Consider the following 16,617-nt stretch of genomic DNA (forward strand, 5'->3'; position numbering starts at 1 on the left):
CTTAGTTCGGGTGCCACACCGTCAACGGCCCTTCGTAGGAAACCTGCCCGACCGGGCCGAACAGCCGCACCTTGATCTGGTTCTCGTCCCGCACCCGGCCGTCCTGGCCCAGCGGGACGTCGGCGGGCACGAGCAGCGCGAACATCCGGTTCACCACGTCCGGCTGCACAGTCCAGTGGTCGCCGAACCAGATCTCCATCCGGGCCACGTTCTTGGGCACGACACCGACAAGGGGCGTGTGGTCGCCACCGCTGGACGGGAGCGGGCCAGGGTAGAACGCCACGGGCTTGTGCTCACTGTCGACATCGGACAGAGCAGGTCCCTCGATGAACCGCGAGGGCCCAGGTGGTGTGCGTTCGAGGTGCGACGTCGTGCACGCGGCGAGCCGGGTCTCGCTCAGCGCCGGAATGACGAACACGAAGTCGCGGTCGATGTCGGGGCCACCGGTGTAACTGCCCGCCTCGGGCACCGGCGATGTCGCCGCGGCACTCTTCTGGCAGGCCTCCAGCGCCGCACGCTCATGCGAAAACTTCTCCTTGTCCAGCGGAACGCGGTCCACGACGATCACAGCCGGTGGCTGAGGTGCCGGTAGTTCCGCGCCCGTGTCGTCCATGCCGTCGACGTCCGCCGCCGTTTCGGCCCGCTTGGCCTGGATGGTGGTGTCCTGAAGCCGGTAGTCGCCGGTGTAGACGAACATCCCGTCATGGACCGGCCGCACAGCTGTGCTGTGACCGGGGATGGTGACGACAACCGCCGGCCACGTCGGGTCTGCCAGGCCGGCGACCGTCCCGTGAGCGCTCGTCAGCAGCAAAGCCGTGCGTGTCCCCGGTGCGTAACGCAACTCGGCGGACGGCCTGGTGACAGTCACGGTCGTGGCGGTGGTCTCGCAGAAGAACTTGCTGCCACCGGCCGAGATACCGGCAACGGCCACACCGGAGTACTCGCCCTCGTCCTCGACTATCGGCGCCAGCCAGGTCGAGCGGTCCGGGAAGTCACCCTCCTTGCCGACCCGCTGGATCGCCGACCAGCACCGGTTCATCACGACGTCGGACTGGTTGCGCTTGGCCGGTTCCGACGTCGAGGAGCCACCGCTGAGCAGGTAGACGGCGCCGGTCGCGAGCAGGGCGACGGCCGCGGCCACGGCGATCGGGCGGCGGTAGGAACGGGGACGCCGGATGCGTTCCTGCACCCTGCGGCGCACCCGGTCCCGGACATCGGCGGGGATCGGCGTGAACGGGGGCAGGTCGAGGTCGTTGTTCATGAAAGCTCCTCCCGCAGCCGGGCCCGGGCCCGCGACACATGCGCCCGGACCGTGGACTCGGCCACTCCCAGCACTTCCGCTGCGTCCGAAGTGGACAGTTCGGCGAGCAGGCACAGCTCCACGGCACGGCGTTCCTGCCGCGGCAGCTTGGCCACCGCGGCCAGCACCTCCCGCAGCCGCTGCTCCCCGGCGAGCCGGTCCGCCACCTGCTCGGCGTGATCGGGGACGACCACCTCCAACGGCACCCGCCGCAGCAGCCTGCCGAACCGGTTCGTCCGCCGGTACTCGTTGCGGACAAGGTTCGTGGCGACCGTGTACAGCCACGGCAGCGCACTGTCCCCCACGAGCGTCATCGAGTCGCGGCGGCGCCACGCGACGTAGAACGTCTCCGCCGACACGTCCTCGGCCAAGCTGCGGGACGCCGTCAAGCGGTAGCAGTAGTTCCACACCGCCTGGACGTGCCGTTCGAACAGCTCACCGAACGCGGCCTCGTCGCCGCGTTGCCACAGCCCGCTGTCGGTCACCTGAGACACTTCCGAACCGGCCACGGACACCCCCTTGCGCTGGTCACGCCCGTTTATGTCCGGCACCGCCCCCAGCGCTGCGTCACGAGTCCGAAAAGCCGTGCACCTGCCCGTCCGGCCCCAGCGCGACCACCCCGGCGCCGAACGGGGCGGGCTGGTCCAGCACCTGCCCGCCCAGGTCACGCCAGCCTGCCCCGGCCCAGACCGCCACGCCACCCGCGGACGTCCGGGCGAACACATGTCCGTTGGACGTGACGGTCGGGTTGCCCGGGCCGGAGAACCCGCCCAGCACCCGGGTGCCCAGCGCGACCTCGCCGGCGTCGGTCCGGTAGACCACCGCGGAGCCGGCCGCCGATGGAGGTCCGGCGGGTTTCAGGGACGTGAACCCGGGATCGAGCTTGTCCAGATGCCAGTGCAGCACCTTGTCCCTTGTGGACGCATAGACATCAGGGCCGGAAATGGCGATGCCGTCCTGGATGTCGGTACCGCCGATGTCCGTCCACTCGCGACCCGGCCGCCACACGCTCAACCGGCCCCGCCCGTTCTTGACGTACACGGCTTTGCCGTCCGTGACCGGGGAACCGACCTGGGCGGGATCGCCCGGTGCGTGATCGTCCGGGTTGCCCAGCGACTGCCACGAACCATTGATCAACGCCAGAACCTTGTTGTCCGTGGCGCGTTTCCCGACCACCCAGCCGCCCGCGGCCGACACCGCCTGGTTGAGCGGGCCATCGGCCCACGGCAACGTAGCCCATTCGCCGCCCGGGGAACACCCATACAGCTGACCATTGAGGACGACATAAGCACGCCCGTCAGCGGCCCAACTGGATCCACGCGGATAACGTTGGTACTCCCGTTGCAGCCAACCGTCATACGGGTAGCCGAGGCTGACATCAGAGTCGTGCGGCACGTACGCCGAGAAGATGTTGACCTTGTCGGCGCGGTCCGCGGCGGACAGGTTCGGCGGCACCTCGGCGACGTTGTAGTCCCGGTAGTTCTCCGAGACGAACCGTGGCCCCTGGTACAAACGCGTTGCGGCATCAGTGAACCGGGCCGCCACGACATGGTCGGGGTGATCGTGGAACTTGATGTTGTCCTTGAGGAACCGGGAATCCGGGTTCGGATCCTGCGCGCGCACCACGGTCGGCTGCAACCGCGTGAACAGCTTGACCAGCAACTGAACCACATCGGAATGCGTATAAAGATACGGCTGCGTAAGGACTCCGTCGGTCGGTGTCAGCGTCGGCAGCCGGAGCTGGTCGCGGTCGTCGTTCCACAGGCGGACAAAGGCTTCCTTGCCGCCGACGGCGTGCGGATCGTTGTTCTCCGGCAGGTTCACGAACATCACCTGCACCTGTGGCCGCTGCTTCAACACATACAGCTCGACCGCGTGGTGCTCATCGACGTCGAGCCGCGATGCCTGCCAGTCATCGGCGGCACCGGCCATTCGCGCATACGCCGCGCGCGTACCGGCTTGACGGCGTGCGGCGTAACCGTTCGCGTCGGCCTTGTCGGTCTCGCCCGCGGTCAGGTAGATGCCGGTGGTCGGGCGGCCCGCGCGGATCCCGGCCACCAGGTCCGGGTTCATGAAGATGATGTCATCGTCCGGATGGGCGATCACCTGGACGTAGCGCACGTCCGGTTGGACCGCCGGCGGCGTGCGGTCCGGAGTGGACGAGCACGCGATCAGCACGACGGCCAGTGTGGCGGCGGTCACGAGCCCCGCCCAGGTGCGAACCATGGCACCGACGGTAGCCGTGGAAATTCGCCCGCAACGTTCCACCCGGCTTTGGCGTCCTACAGGTGTGGGCGGGACACCTGAAGGGGGACGCATGCGGCTTTCGGTGGTCGTGCCGTGCTTCAACGAGGAGCACGGGCTGGCCGACCTGCATGCGCGGCTGAGTGCTGTCCTGCCGGAGGTCACGCCCGACTTCGAGGTGGTGCTCGTCGACGACGGCAGCAGCGACCAGACCCTGACGCGGATGCGGGAGCTGGCCGCGGCGGACGCGCACATCCGGTATGTCGCGCTGAGCCGCAACTTCGGCAAGGAGTCGGCGATGCTGGCCGGGCTCGCGCAGGCCGACGGCGACGTCGTGGCGATCATGGACGCCGACCTGCAGCACCCGCCCGAGCTGCTCGCGCAGATGATCGAACTGCTGGGCAAGGGCTTCGACCAGGTGGTCGCGCGGCGCGACCGCAAGGGCGAGGGCCGGCTGCGGTCGTTGTCCTCCAAGACGTACTACAAGATGATGAACCGCCTGGTGGACGTGCGGTTACGCGACGGCGAGGGCGACTACCGGGTGATGACCCGGCGGGCCGTCGAGGCGCTGCTGTCACTGGGCGAGTACAACCGGTTCTCCAAGGGCCTGTTCGCCTGGATCGGGTTCGACACCGCGGTGATCGACTACCAGAACGTCCAGCGCAGCACCGGCACGACGAAATGGACATTCCGGAAGCTGTTGAACTACGGCATCGACGGTGTCGTCTCGTTCAACAACAAGCCGCTGCGGCTGGCCGTCTACATAGGCCTGATCGTCACCCTGCTGGCATTTGCTTACGCCGGCTACGTGATCATCGACGTGCTGGCCAGTGGCGTTGACGCGCCTGGTTACGCGACGCTGATGGTCGGCATCGCCGGTCTCGGCGGCCTGCAGCTGCTGTTCCTGGGCATCGTCGGCGAGTACGTCGGCCGCATCTACTACGAGGCCAAACGAAGGCCGCACTTCCTGGTCAAGGAGACCAGCGGGCCGGCCCCGGTCCCGGTCACGGTGGTGCTCGGCCGCGATCATGAGGCAGGATAGTGACTTCTCTGCTGCGACGGCGCTGGTTCGCGCCGTTGGTGCTGTGTGTGCTCGTGGCCGCGTTCGCCTGGTTGCCCTTCCTGCGCCAGCACATCTTCTACGTGATCGACGACAGCGCGGCCCAGTTCGTGCCGATGTGGCGCCGGATCGGCGACATGCTGCTGGCGGGCAACTTCCCCCTGCTGGACCTGAACTCCTGGGCGGGCGGGAACCTCGCCGGGGAGGCGCTGTTCGGCCTGTGGAACCCGGTGAACCTGCTGGAGTACCTGCTGGTCACCAGGTTCGACGACCTCGCGCTGGCCGCGGCCGTGGTCAAGACCCAGTTCCTGGTGATCCTCGCGCTCGGCGTGTACCTGCTGTGCCGGGAGTACAAGGCTGCCAAATGGGCGGCCCTGGCGGTCGCGTTCGCGGTGCCGTTCAGCGGGTTCATCCTGTTCTTCCAGGCGGAGGCCTGGGCCGGTGGGCTGATGACGGTCGCCTGGGTGCCGTGGATGTGGTGGTCGGCGCGGAAAGCCGCGACGCGGACGCTGCATCCGGTGTGGGCGTTCGTGTTCGGTGCGTTGTGCGTCACAGCAGGCAACCCGTACGGCGTGCTCGCCACGCTGGTGGTCTACATCGGACTGTTCGTCGAGATCCGCAAACTCCGGGTCGCGTTGATCGGACTGTCCGTGCTCGCGGTGGCACCGCTCGTGTTCCTGCCGTTGCTCGGTGCCGCGTCCGTGGGCATCCGAAACGGTGTCCAGTTCTACAACTCCGGCATTCTCTCGCCATCGCTCACCGACATCCTGGCGTTGAGCATGCCCAGTCACCTGCCTGCGATCCGGGCGTTCGACCCGAACATCATGCGGCTGCACGTGCCCGCCACCTACTTCGCGTGGTTCCTCGTACCGGTGCTGGCATGGGTCGACTGGGGCGTCATCCGGCGGCGGAAACGTGAGTTGACAGCGGTGTTCGTGGTAACCGCCACGTACCTCGCGTTCTGCCTGGCACCGTCGAACCTGTGGCTGTTCCGGTGGCCGTTGCGCAACATCGAGGGCCTCTGGATCGGGCTCGCGGTTCTAGCCGGCGTTCTGCTGTCCGCGGGGCTGCGAACCGACTACCTGAGGCGCAGAATCCTGATCACCGCCGGTGCCTTGCTGGCCGGGATGTACCTTTCGGTCGCGTCCTGGCCGAAGATCGCCGTGCACCACGTGATCGGCGTCGCGCTGCTGGCCGCGTTGACCGCAGCGCTGATCTTCGCCGCACGGCGGGGGAACTCGCGGTGGCAGGCCGCGGTACTGGTGGGTGGAAGCGCGCTCGTCCTGGTGATCCAGACGTCGTGGTCGCCGCTGAACTCGTCGATGACGCTGTACTACCCGACGCCGACGACTCACCTGCCGTACAACGGAACCGTGGCGCAGGTCGCGGACGTGGTGAAGGAACCGCGGGACCGATTCCGGTTCGGCAACGGGTACGCGGCCGCCGGAGTGCCGAGCCTGATGGCGTACACCGGCATCAGCTACGTCAAGTTCGAGAAGGCGTTGTGCCTGTCGCACCGGGAAACCTGCGCGGACGGCTACAACAAGCTGCTCGAGCCATTGCCGGGCGGTGGCACGATCGCGGACCTGGCGCGGGTCGACATCATCGTGGTGCAGAAGAAGCTCAGTGAGGACCCGCCGCTCAAACCCGGCTGGCACATCGCTTCCCGCGACGACGTCGTCACGGTCTTCCAACGGGACAAGCCATTGCCGTTCCCGCACGGACGGATCAGCGCGCTCAGCCCCGGGCTGACCGTCGTTGAGGACACAATGGACGGTCACCGGCACGAGCGCATGCGCTACCGCGGCCACGGCCAGGTGACGTTCGCCCGGCTGAACTGGCCCGGGTACAAGGCGGAGGCCAACGGCCACAAGGTGGAGGTCCGGGAAGGCCCGGCCGGGATGGTGACCGTCGATCTCCCCGGCGAAGGCGAAGAGGGCGAGCTGGAGCTGAGCTGGACCCCGCCGGGACTGCTGGCCGGGATCGCCTGCGCTTTGATCGGTGTGGCCTTGGCGGTGGCGCTAGGGTGGCGGCGTGAGAAACGTTCGCAGCAGCCTGGTCCGGTACGAAGGCGCCGATGGGAACGTCCACATCGGACTGAACGAGGGCGGGGTGATCCGCCCGCTGCCCCAGCCGACGATCTCGGCGTTGCTCCGGTTGCCGTTGGCGGAGATCCGGCAGACGGTCCAGCGCACTAGCGGCGAGATCCCCGCGGACGTCCGGCTGCTGCCGCCGGTCGACGGGCTGATGGAGGTCTGGGCCGCGGGCGTGACCTACGAACGGTCCCGCGACGCCCGCGTCGAGGAGACCACCGAACGGTCGGTGTACGACCGGGTCTACGACGCCGAACGGCCCGAGCTGTTCTTCAAGGCCCCGGCCTGGCGCGTGGTCACCGACGGCGACCCGATCGGTGTGCGCGAGGACTCCGCGGTGAACGTGCCGGAACCCGAGCTGGGCGTGGTGGTGAACGCGTTCGGCGAGATCGTCGGCTACCTCGTGGTCAACGACGTCAGCTCCCGGTCGATCGAAGGCGAGAACCCGCTCTACCTGCCGCAGGCCAAGATCTATGCGGGCAGCTGCGCCATCTCGGCGGGCATCGTGCCGGTCTGGCTGACCGGGATCGAGGATCTGGCGATCGAGATGACCGTGCGGCGCGGCACCGGAACAGCGTTCCAAGGTGTGACGTCGACCGCGCAGTTCCACCGGCCGGTCGAGGGCCTGGTGCCCGCGTTGGTCGACTGGCTGCACTTCCCGGACGGCGTGGTGCTGTCCACCGGCACCGGAATCGTTCCCGAACTGGACTTCGACCTCAAACCCGGCGACGTGGTCGAGATCACCATCGAGAACGTCGGCAGACTGACCAACCAGGTCGTGGGAGCGCGCGAGATCCGGGAATCAACTCGATAACTGCCGAAGTTGGCATGGTTATGACAATTCCCGAAAGCGCACAGGAGATCCGGCTCGCTTCCCGCCCGGAGGGGACGCCGGTGCCGGAAAACTTCGAGTTCGCGACCGTCCCGGTACCCCAGCCGGGGGACGGCGAGGTCCTGGTCAAGAACCTGTTCCTGAGCGTGGACCCGTACATGCGCGGCCGGATGCGGGACGTGCCCTCCTACTCGCCGCCCTACAAACTCGGCGAGGCGATGACCGGCGGGGCGGTCGGCGAGGTCGTCGCGTCCACTGTGGACTCCGTCAAGGTCGGTGACACCGTTGTGCACCAGCTCGGCTGGCGCGAGTACTCGGTGGTCAAGGCCGAGCAGGCACAGAAGGTCGACCCGGCGGTGCCGCTCGGCGCCTACCTCGGCGTGCTCGGGATGCCGGGGCTGACCGCGTACGTCGGGATCACCACCATCGCCCAGATCAAGCCGGGTGACGTCGTGTTCGTGTCGGGCGCCGCAGGTGCGGTGGGGTCGGTCGCCGGGCAGATCGCCAAGCTCAAAGGCGCTTCGCGGGTGATCGGCAGCGCCGGGTCGGCGGAGAAGGTCCGCCACCTCACCGAGGACCTCGGCTTCGACGCGGCCTTCAACTACCACGACGGCCCGGTCGCCGAGCTCCTGCAGGCCGCCGCACCGGACGGCATCGACGTGTACTTCGACAACGTCGGCGGCGAACACCTTGAAGCCGCGATCACCGCGATGAACTGGCACGGCCGGGCCGCGCTGTGCGGGTCGATCTCCGGCTACAACAACGAGTCCCCGCAACCGGGTCCGCGCAACCTGAGCAAGCTGGTCGGCTGGCGGATCCGGCTCGAAGGGTTCCTCGTGCTGGACCACTGGAACCAGATGCCGCAGTTCCTCGCCGAAGCGGGCGCGTGGGTGCAGTCGGGCGAGCTGAAGTACGACGAGACCGTGGTCGAGGGCTTCGAGAACACCCCCAAGGCGTTCATGGACATGCTCGCCGGCGCCAACACCGGCAAGATGCTCGTGAAGCTCTGACCCCGGAGGAACGGGGAAGACACTCCGGAGGAAAGGGGGACACGGCCCGGAGGAAAGGGGGACACGGGGGCCGTGAGTGTGGGACACGGGGTTAGAAGACGACGGTTTTGTTGCCGTGCACGAGGACCCGGTTCTCCAGGTGCCAGCGCAGGCCGCGGGCCAGGACCACCTTCTCGATGTCACGGCCTTTCCTGACCATGTCCCGGATGCTGTCGCCGTGGCCGACGCGGATCACGTCCTGCTCCACGATCGGCCCGGCGTCCAGCTCCGCAGTCACGTAGTGGCAGGTGGCGCCGACGAGCTTCACACCTCGTTGGTACGCCTGGTGATACGGCTTCGCGCCGACGAACGACGGCAGGAAGCTGTGGTGGATGTTCAACGCCCGCCCGGTCCACTCCCGGCACAGCTCGGTCGGCAGGATCTGCATGAACTTGGCCAGCACGATCGCGTGCGGATCGTGCCGGGCCACCAGCGAACGCACCTCGGCGAACGCTGCCTGCTTGTCCTCACGAGGGAACGGCACGTGGTGGAACGGGATGCCGTGGCCCTCGGTCACCGCCGCGAGGTCGTTGTGGTTGCCGATCACCGCGCTGACCTCGACCTCCAGCTCCCCGGAGGCGACCCGGCCGAGCAGGTCGTACACGCAGTGGCCCTCCTTGGACACCAGCAGCACGATCCGGCGCGGCTCACCGGTGTCCGCGACCTTGCCCTCCCCGCCCAGCTCGACGGCGATCTCCGCGAACCGCGCCCGCAGCTCCTCGACGCCGTAGGGCAGCGAGGACGCGAGCACCTCCTGGCGGGTGAAGAACCAGGAGGTGTCCGGGTCGGTGTGATACGCGGCCTCGACGATCCAGCCGCCCGCGTCGGCCAGGAACTGCGCGATGCGGGCGACGATCCCGGTCCGGTCGGGACAGCCGAAGGTGATCACATACCGGCGCTCAGGCTGGGTCATGGCCGCAGAGCCTAGTCAGCGGATGCGGGTGTTGTTGCCAGTCAGCCGCCCTGGATGGCGTCCACGAGTTCGGTCTTGCCGGACAGGATCGCGGTGCTGGGCCGTTTCCAGACGGCCCGGTAGACGGCGTCCGCGGTCCCGACGAGGCTGGCGTCCGTCTCGGTGCCGGAGTCCTCGATCCGGCCGACTTCGACAACGCCGTTGTGGGCCTTGAGCAGCCAGACGCGGCCCGCGTCGGCCGCGTGGACCAGGAGGGTGCCCTCGACGGTCACCTCGGGGCGCTTGAGCCGGGCCCGGAACGGCGAGATCAGCCGGAGCACCTCGTCGATGCCGTCCTCGGCCAGCTCCGGGCTGAACAGCAACGTCGGCACGGTCTCGTGGGCGGCGTGTTCGGCGTCCAGCCGGTGGATCGCGGTCTCGTGCGCCTGGCGCCGGCCCCACCAGCCGGCCGTGGCCAGGCCCGGGATGAACCCCCACACCTCCTTGGCCGGGTCGGTGTTCAGCCGCTCCAGCATCCGGGCGCGCCACTCGTCCCAGAACGCCAGCAGTTCGTCCCAGTCCTCCGGCATCGCGGGCCGTTCCGGCCGGGAGTCCCGCGGGGTGAGCAGCTGCGCCTCGGCCACCATGTGGTGCACGCCCGCGATGTGCGCGACCAGGTCGTGAACCGTCCACTTCGGACACGTGGGGACCGGGGCGTCCGGTCCGGCCGCTACCGCCGCGGCCCGCAGGGCGTCGGCTTGTTCGGTGATGTGAGCCAGGTTCGTCTCGTGATCCACCGGGGCCAGCTTAGTGGCTGGAAGTGACGGCGGACCAGGCAATCGTGACCTCGCCGAGCCGCCAGCGCCGCCGCGTGTCCAGGACCGGCCAGTCCGCGGACAGACGCCGGACCGTCTCCGTCCAACGGGCGCGCGGGCCGAACGGGCTCAGTGGCGCGGCCGCAGCCCAGTGCCCGTCGAGCGCGGTCAGCAAGGCGTGCACCGGTTCGCCCGCGACGTTGTGGTGGATCAGCGACTTGGGCAACCGTTCGGCCAAATCGGACGGTTGCTCGATGCCGGAAGGCAGGCACGCCAACGTGAACGTCTGCGGGCCTTCGGCGGTCAACGTGACCCAGCAGCACCGGCGGCCGATCTCGTCGCACGTCCCCTCGACGAGCAGCCCGCTCGGCGCCAGCCGGCCCAGCATGGTGTCCCACGCCTTGGCCGCATCGTCCTCTGTGTACTGACGCAACACGTTGAAAGCCCGCAGCAGCACCGGACGCGTGCCGGCCAGCTCGAACCCGCCCCGCCGGAACTCCAGCCGCGGCGGGTCCGCCGCGGGCTTGGCCGCCTCGACGCGTTCCGGGTCCAGCTCCAGCCCGAGCACCCGGACATCGCGCCGCACAACGGACAGCCGCTGCGCCAGCTCGACCGTCGTGACCGGCGAGGACCCATACCCGAGGTCGACCACGAGCGGATCGGCGGCGGCCCGCAGGACCGAGCAAACCCATGGCGTCCCGGCGATCCAGCGGTCCACCTTGCGCAGCCGGTTCGGGTTCGTCGTCCCGCGGGTCGGGACGCCCAGCGCCCGCGCCCGCCCGGCCGCTAGCCGCGGCTTGCGAGCCATTTCTCGGTGAACGCGGCCTCGTTGGCCAGCAGCTTGACCACCTGCTCGCCGATCGAGCGCTCGATCTTGCCGCCGACCAGCGGGATCGACACGCGGACCTCCAGCGATGTCACCCAATCGGTTCCTTTGTCGCTGTCGGACAGTCGCATCCGCCCGGAGATCTCCCCTGGTACACCGGGGATCGTGGCCTTGACCGTGCCCGTCTTGTCCGTTCGCCAGGTCTCAGTCCGGTCAACGACCAGGTCGCCCTTGAGCAGGCTGCGGACGGCTGAGGGAAGATGTTCGGCGGCGAGCCCCTGGCGGACCCGGTACGTCACCTCACCACCTTGCTCCGCGCGGTCCACGATGGAGGCGTTCGTGCCGCCGAGGGCCTGGAGCCGGTCTTCGAGATAGGCCGGATCGACGAGCGCGGCGTGCACGGTGTCGGCCGGGGTGGTCAAGCTCGCCCGGTGCTCCATACGGCTAGGCATGAACCGGAGGTTACCGTTGACGCCCGTGACCACCTCGCGTCCCGGCACCCAGACCCGCCTGAGCGGGTACACGACCCTGCGCTTGGGCGGGCCGGCCACGAGGTTCATCGAAGCGACAACCGCCCGTGAGGTCGTCGACGCGGTCCGCGCCGCGGACGAGGCCGGCGAACCGCTGCTGGTGCTCGGCGGCGGCTCGAACGTGCTGATCGGCGACGACGGGTTCGACGGCACGGTCGTGCACATCGCCAGCAAGGGCGTGGGCATGGACTGCACGGCGGCGGGTTCGGTGCAGCTGACCGCCGAGGCCGGTGAGAACTGGGACTCGGTGGTCGCGCAGACCGTCTCTTCGGGCCTGGGCGGGCTGGAGTGCCTGTCCGGCATCCCCGGGCTCGTCGGCGCCACCCCCGTGCAGAACGTCGGCGCCTACGGCGTCGAGGTGGCCGAGGTGCTCGTCTCGGTGGACCTGCTCGACCGGGCCAGCGGCGAGGTCCGCACGCTCACCCCGGACGAGCTCGGCCTGGCCTACCGCACGAGTGTGTTGAAGAACACCGACCGCGCCGTGGTGCTGCGGGTCCGGTTCCAGCTGGCCGACAGTGGGTTGTCCGCGCCGATCCGCTACGCCGAACTGGCGAACACGCTGGGCGTCGCGCCCGGCGAGCGGGTGCCGGTCGACCGGGTCCGCCAGTCCGTGCTGGACCTGCGCCGCGGCAAGGGCATGGTGCTCGACCCGGACGACCACGACACGTGGAGCGCCGGCTCGTTCTTCACCAACCCGGTGCTGGGCGAACCGCAGCTCGGCGAGGTCCTGGACCGCATCCGCGCCCGCGTCGGGGACGACGTGCGCATCCCGCAGTACCCCGGCGGCAAGCTGTCCGCGGCCTGGCTGATCGAGCGTGCGGGTTTCGAGAAGGGGTACCCGGGACCCGGAGGACGCGCCGCGCTGTCGCACAGCCACACCCTCGCGCTGACCAACCGTGGCACCGCGACCACCGAGGACATCCTGGCCCTTGCCCGAGAGGTGCGGGACGGGGTCTACTCGGCCTTCGGGGTCGAGCTCGCCGCCGAGCCGGTCTTCATCGGCTGCGCCCTCTGAGACGGACGCGGCCAAGGGGACCATCCGTGCGTGTGACTGATGTCACACGCACCAAGACCTCTTTTGCGCGTCTTTACGGATAGATGCCGTGATTCGGAGGTTGTGACGTGCGAGCCGGACGAAGAACGATCGTTGGCGCGTTCCTGCTCGCGAGCGTGCTCGCGGTGACGGGATGCAGCTCGACCGAGTCCGGCAGCCCGCTGGGGGTGGGCGACAAGCCGACCGGGGACACCAGCGGCGGCGAGCCGCAGGCCAAGGCGAAGATCACCGCGGACCCCGCGGTGGACGCCAAGGACGTCGAGGTCCTCAAGCCGATCAAGATCTCCGTCACCGAGGGCCAGCTCACCGACGTCTCGGTCACCAACCCCGAGGGCAAGCCGGTCGCCGGCGCGGTCGCGGCGGACAAGCTCAGCTGGACCAACAGCGAACGCCTCGGCTACGGCAAGACCTACACCTACGCCGCCAAGGCCATGGGCAGCGACAACAAGCCGGTGGAGCTCAAGGGCAGCTTCACCACCATGACCCCGGCCAAGACCATCCGCGCCACGGTGAACCCGACCGACGGCCAGACCGTCGGGGTCGGCATGCCGATCAGCGTGAACTTCCCGGACGTGGCGCCGAAGGACCGGGCGGCCGCGGAGAAGGCGCTCAAGATCGAGACCACGCCCAAGGTCGAGGGCAGCTGGGCCTGGGTGTCGCCGAACAAGGTCGACTTCCGGCCCAAGGAGTACTGGCCGGCCAACACCAAGATCACCGTCAGCGCCAACCTGTACGGCGTGAACTACGGCAACGGGTACGGCAAGGCCGACGTGACCAGCAAGTTCACCATCGGCCGCAACCTGGTGATCAAGGTCAACACCCCCGAGCACGCGCTGAAGGTGTTCAAGAACGGCGCGCTCGCGGCGACCTACCCGTCGTCCAACGGCAAGGACGCCGACCCCGAGCTGAACACCCCGAACGGCACCCTGATCGTGATGACCCGCGAGCCGGTCGGCGACTTCTCCAACCCGAAGTACGGGTACACCAACGTGAAGAAGAAGTGGTCGATGCGGATCTCCAACCACGGGGAGTACCTGCACGAGAACGAGGAGAACCGGGCCAACATCGGCAAGAACAACACCTCGCACGGGTGCGTGAACCTGTACGAGGCCGACGCCAAGGCCCTGTTCGACATGGTGCTCATCGGCGACCCGGTCGAGGTCACCGGTTCCAAGGCCAACATGCCGACCACGTCCGAGGTCAATGATTGGCTGTACCCGTGGGACAAGTGGAAGAGCATGTCAGCGCTGAAGTGACCGCTGTTGATTCGACACTGCATCAGATCGAGGGCGGGAACGGCGTTCGTATCGCGGTCCGCACGGCCGGGCCCGAGCACGCCCCCGCCATCGTGCTGCTGCACGGCTGGGCGCAGTCGAGCGCGGCCTGGACCGCGCAGCTGGCCGACCCGGCGCTGACTTCGCGCTACCGGCTCGCCGCGGTCGACCTGCGCGGTCACGGCGCCTCGGACGTTCCGGACCCGGAAACCGGGTACTCCGATCCGGAGGCCTGGGCGGACGACATCGCGGCCGTGCTGGACCTGGTCGGGCGGCCGGCGATCCTGGTCGGCTGGTCGTACGGCGGCGCGGTGGTCACCGACTACCTGCGCTCGTTCGGCGACACCGACCTGGCCGGGATCGTGTTCGTGGGTGCGTCCACCGAGGTCGGGCCGAACCGCCCGGGCGCCAAAGTGGGCACGGCGATGCGGTCGGTCGTGCCGTACGTGCTCATGGAGGACCTGGATGTGGCCACTCGCGGGTTCACCGAGTTCGTCCGGGGGATGGCCGAGATCCACCTGCCCGGCGAGGTCAGCCAGCGTGTCGTCGGCGACGCCCTGCGGGTGCCCTGGCAGGTCCGCAAGGCCGTGTTGCGCAGGGACTTCGACAGCTCCGGGGTGCTGGCATTGATCACCGTGCCGACCCTGGTGGCGCACGGCCGGCTGGACGCGGTCATCGATCCTTCCGCGGCCGAGTACGCGCACGGGAAGATTCCGGGGGCCCAGTTGCGTTGGTTCGACAGGGCGGGGCATATGCCGTTCGCCGAACGGACCGAGGAGTTCGACGGGATGCTGCTGGGGTTCGCCGATCAGGTCTTCGAGCAGGCACAGGAGGGCGGCCGGGGATGACTGTGTGGCTTCGTCCACCTCGTCGGGTCGCCTTGCTCTCGGTGCACACGTCACCGCTGGAGCAGCCGGGCACCGGTGACGCGGGTGGGATGAACGTGTACATCGCCCAGACCGCGACCCGGATGGCCGAGCGCGGCATCGCGGTCGAGGTCTTCACCCGGGCCACCTCATCCGAGTTACCCCCGGTGGCGGAACTGGCGCCGGGCGTCATCGTGCGGCACGTGCCCGCGGGGCCGTTCGAGCCGCTGGACCGCAACGAGCTGCCGTCGCAGCTGTGCGCGTTCACCGCGGCCGTCCTCCGCACCGAGGCGGCCAACGAGCCGGGGTACTACGACCTCGTGCACTCGCACTACTGGTTGTCCGGCCAGGTCGGCTGGCTCGCGCGGGACCGCTGGGGCGTTCCGCTCGTGCACACCGCGCACACGCTCGCTCGGGTGAAGAACGCGGCGCTGGCCGAGGGCGACACGCCCGAGCCGCGGTCCCGTGAGATCGGCGAACAGCAGGTGGTCGACCAGGCGGACAGCCTGGTGGCGAACACCGAGATGGAAGCCGGCGACCTGATCAGCTGCTACGACGCCGATCCGGCCAAGGTGTGCACGGTGCTGCCGGGCGTGGACCTCGGCCGGTTCCGGCCCGGGTCGCGGGAGGCGGCGCGCAGGTACCTGGGTGTTCCGCTGGACGCGACAGTGTTCGCGTTCGTGGGACGGATCCAGCCGTTGAAGGCGCCGGACGTGCTGTTGCGCGCGGCCGCCGAGCTGGTGCGGTCCGGGCAGGTGCCGCGGGAGAAGCTCGTGATCCTGGTGGTCGGCGGGCCGTCCGGGACCGGGCTGGAGCAGCCGCGGGCGTTGCAGGACCTCGCGGCGCACTTGGGGATCTCGGACCTGGTCTGGTTCCTGCCGCCGCAGTCGGCGCCCGCGCTGGCCGAGGTGTACCGGGCCGCGGACGCGGTCGCGGTGCCCAGCCACAACGAGTCCTTCGGGCTGGTCGCGATCGAGGCTCAGGCGTGCGGCACGCCCGTGGTCGCGACCGATGTCGGCGGGTTGCGGGTCGCCGTCTCTGACGGTGTTTCCGGGCTTCTCGTGCACGGGCATTCGCCGGTGCTGTGGGCGAACGCGTTGGCAAGACTGGCTTCCCCGGGCATGCGGGAGACGTTGTCCGGTGGTGCCGTGCGGCACGCGCAGGCGTTCTCCTGGGACCGGACGACCGACGAGCTGATCGGCGCGTACATGCGGGCCGGGGTAGCGTTCCGGGAGGTGCACGACAAGGCGGAGGTCGCTTCGTGAGCTCGCTGGACGAGGTCATCAAGTCCACTTTAGACGAACGTGGGGTGTCCTACGACCGGCCCGAGCCGGGCCGGTTCTTCGTCACCCTCCCGGGAACCAAGAAGCTGCAGACCAACTGCTGGCTGCTGGTCGGCGAGCACGCGATGGTGGTCGAGGCGTTCGTCTGCCGCCGTCCCGACGAGGCGCACGAACAGGTGTACCGCTTCCTGTTGCACCGCAACACAAAGCTCTACGGCGTGCACTACACCATCGACGCGGTCGGGGATATCTACCTGCTCGGCCGGATCGCGCTGCACGCCGTGACCCCCGACGAGCTGGACCGGTTGCTGGGACAGGTGCTCGAGGCCGCCGACGGCGACTTCAACACCCTGCTGGAGATCGGGTTCGCCTCCTCGATCCGCCGCGAGTGGGAATGGCGCACCTCCCGCGGCGAGTCCCTGGCCAACCTCAAGGCCTTCGAACACCTCGCGAGACCCGATGGTGACAAACGGTTGTCTGACTGACACCCACTTTTGCT

16 protein-coding genes are annotated in these 16,617 nt (G+C 68.9%); 9 read left to right on the forward strand and 7 right to left on the reverse strand.

Going from position 1 to position 16,617, the window contains the following annotated elements:
• Position 1: 1 nt before the first annotated feature.
• The 3 genes from AB0J95_RS06890 to AB0J95_RS06900 form a co-directional block, all read right to left on the reverse strand.
• Positions 2-1,261: a hypothetical protein gene (locus AB0J95_RS06890; protein ID WP_364753301.1), complete on the reverse strand. Its 1,260-nt coding sequence runs from the start codon at positions 1,259-1,261 to the stop codon at positions 2-4.
• Positions 1,258-1,785 carry an RNA polymerase sigma factor gene (locus AB0J95_RS06895; RefSeq protein WP_364753303.1) on the reverse strand — a complete coding sequence of 176 codons (528 nt, stop codon included), beginning with the start codon at positions 1,783-1,785 and terminating at the stop codon, positions 1,258-1,260. Before AB0J95_RS06895 ends, AB0J95_RS06890 begins: the two co-directional genes overlap by 4 nt.
• An 82-nt stretch (positions 1,786-1,867) precedes the next feature.
• The gene (locus AB0J95_RS06900; RefSeq protein ID WP_364753305.1) at positions 1,868-3,526 is read right to left on the reverse strand and encodes a PIG-L family deacetylase; all 1,659 of its coding nucleotides are present in this window, start codon (positions 3,524-3,526) and stop codon (positions 1,868-1,870) included.
• A 91-nt stretch (positions 3,527-3,617) separates the two neighbouring features.
• Here AB0J95_RS06900 and AB0J95_RS06905 point away from each other — a divergent pair, with 91 nt between their 5' ends.
• From AB0J95_RS06905 to AB0J95_RS06920, 4 genes are read left to right on the forward strand one after another with little or no spacing between them, the layout of a single operon-like run.
• Positions 3,618-4,586, forward strand: a complete 969-nt coding sequence (locus tag AB0J95_RS06905) for a glycosyltransferase family 2 protein (protein ID WP_364753306.1) — start codon at positions 3,618-3,620, stop codon at positions 4,584-4,586.
• A complete protein-coding gene (locus AB0J95_RS06910) occupies positions 4,586-6,802 on the forward strand; it encodes a hypothetical protein (RefSeq protein ID WP_364753309.1) in 2,217 nt (738 codons plus the stop codon). The genes AB0J95_RS06905 and AB0J95_RS06910 overlap by 1 nt, the downstream gene beginning before the upstream one ends.
• Positions 6,717-7,511 (forward strand): fumarylacetoacetate hydrolase family protein, encoded by a 795-nt coding sequence (locus AB0J95_RS06915; protein WP_364753311.1) that lies wholly within the window; start codon positions 6,717-6,719, stop codon positions 7,509-7,511. Before AB0J95_RS06910 ends, AB0J95_RS06915 begins: the two co-directional genes overlap by 86 nt.
• Positions 7,512-7,531: 20 nt before the next feature.
• On the forward strand, positions 7,532-8,539 hold the full coding sequence (locus AB0J95_RS06920; protein ID WP_364753314.1) for an NADP-dependent oxidoreductase: 1,008 nt from the start codon (positions 7,532-7,534) through the stop codon (positions 8,537-8,539).
• A 91-nt stretch (positions 8,540-8,630) separates the two neighbouring features.
• On the opposite strand, the gene purU is transcribed toward AB0J95_RS06920, so the two are convergent.
• Genes purU through AB0J95_RS06940 form a run of 4 tightly spaced genes read right to left on the reverse strand, consistent with a single transcriptional unit; the run spans position 8,631 to position 11,563 of the window.
• Complete coding sequence (gene purU, locus AB0J95_RS06925; protein WP_364753316.1) at positions 8,631-9,491, reverse strand: formyltetrahydrofolate deformylase; 861 nt, start codon at positions 9,489-9,491, stop codon at positions 8,631-8,633.
• Positions 9,492-9,532: 41 nt separating this feature from the next.
• Positions 9,533-10,267, reverse strand: coding sequence for a maleylpyruvate isomerase family mycothiol-dependent enzyme (locus tag AB0J95_RS06930; protein WP_364753319.1), 735 nt, complete (start codon positions 10,265-10,267; stop codon positions 9,533-9,535).
• Between the two features lie 10 nt (positions 10,268-10,277).
• Entirely contained in the window at positions 10,278-11,093 is an 816-nt protein-coding gene (locus AB0J95_RS06935; RefSeq protein ID WP_364753321.1) for a class I SAM-dependent methyltransferase, read from the reverse strand.
• On the reverse strand, positions 11,072-11,563 hold the full coding sequence (locus tag AB0J95_RS06940) for a DUF2505 domain-containing protein (protein ID WP_364753323.1): 492 nt from the start codon (positions 11,561-11,563) through the stop codon (positions 11,072-11,074). Before AB0J95_RS06940 ends, AB0J95_RS06935 begins: the two co-directional genes overlap by 22 nt.
• Between AB0J95_RS06940 and AB0J95_RS06945 the strand changes: the two genes are divergently transcribed.
• From AB0J95_RS06945 to AB0J95_RS06965, 5 genes are all read left to right on the forward strand, one after another.
• A complete protein-coding gene (locus AB0J95_RS06945) occupies positions 11,562-12,656 on the forward strand; it encodes a UDP-N-acetylmuramate dehydrogenase (RefSeq protein WP_364753326.1) in 1,095 nt (364 codons plus the stop codon). The genes AB0J95_RS06940 and AB0J95_RS06945 overlap by 2 nt on opposite strands.
• A gap of 107 nt (positions 12,657-12,763) precedes the next feature.
• Positions 12,764-13,951, forward strand: coding sequence for an Ig-like domain-containing protein (locus tag AB0J95_RS06950; protein WP_364753328.1), 1,188 nt, complete (start codon positions 12,764-12,766; stop codon positions 13,949-13,951).
• Positions 13,948-14,817, forward strand: coding sequence for an alpha/beta hydrolase (locus AB0J95_RS06955; RefSeq protein WP_364753331.1), 870 nt, complete (start codon positions 13,948-13,950; stop codon positions 14,815-14,817). The genes AB0J95_RS06950 and AB0J95_RS06955 overlap by 4 nt, the downstream gene beginning before the upstream one ends.
• Complete coding sequence (gene mshA, locus AB0J95_RS06960) at positions 14,814-16,100, forward strand: D-inositol-3-phosphate glycosyltransferase (protein WP_364753333.1); 1,287 nt, start codon at positions 14,814-14,816, stop codon at positions 16,098-16,100. Before AB0J95_RS06955 ends, mshA begins: the two co-directional genes overlap by 4 nt.
• Complete coding sequence (locus tag AB0J95_RS06965) at positions 16,097-16,603, forward strand: YbjN domain-containing protein (RefSeq protein ID WP_364753335.1); 507 nt, start codon at positions 16,097-16,099, stop codon at positions 16,601-16,603. Before mshA ends, AB0J95_RS06965 begins: the two co-directional genes overlap by 4 nt.
• Positions 16,604-16,617: the final 14 nt, after the last annotated feature.

Origin of the sequence: Actinocrispum sp. NPDC049592, assembly GCF_040675465.1 — a bacterium.
Taxonomy (GTDB): domain Bacteria; phylum Actinomycetota; class Actinomycetes; order Mycobacteriales; family Pseudonocardiaceae; genus Kibdelosporangium.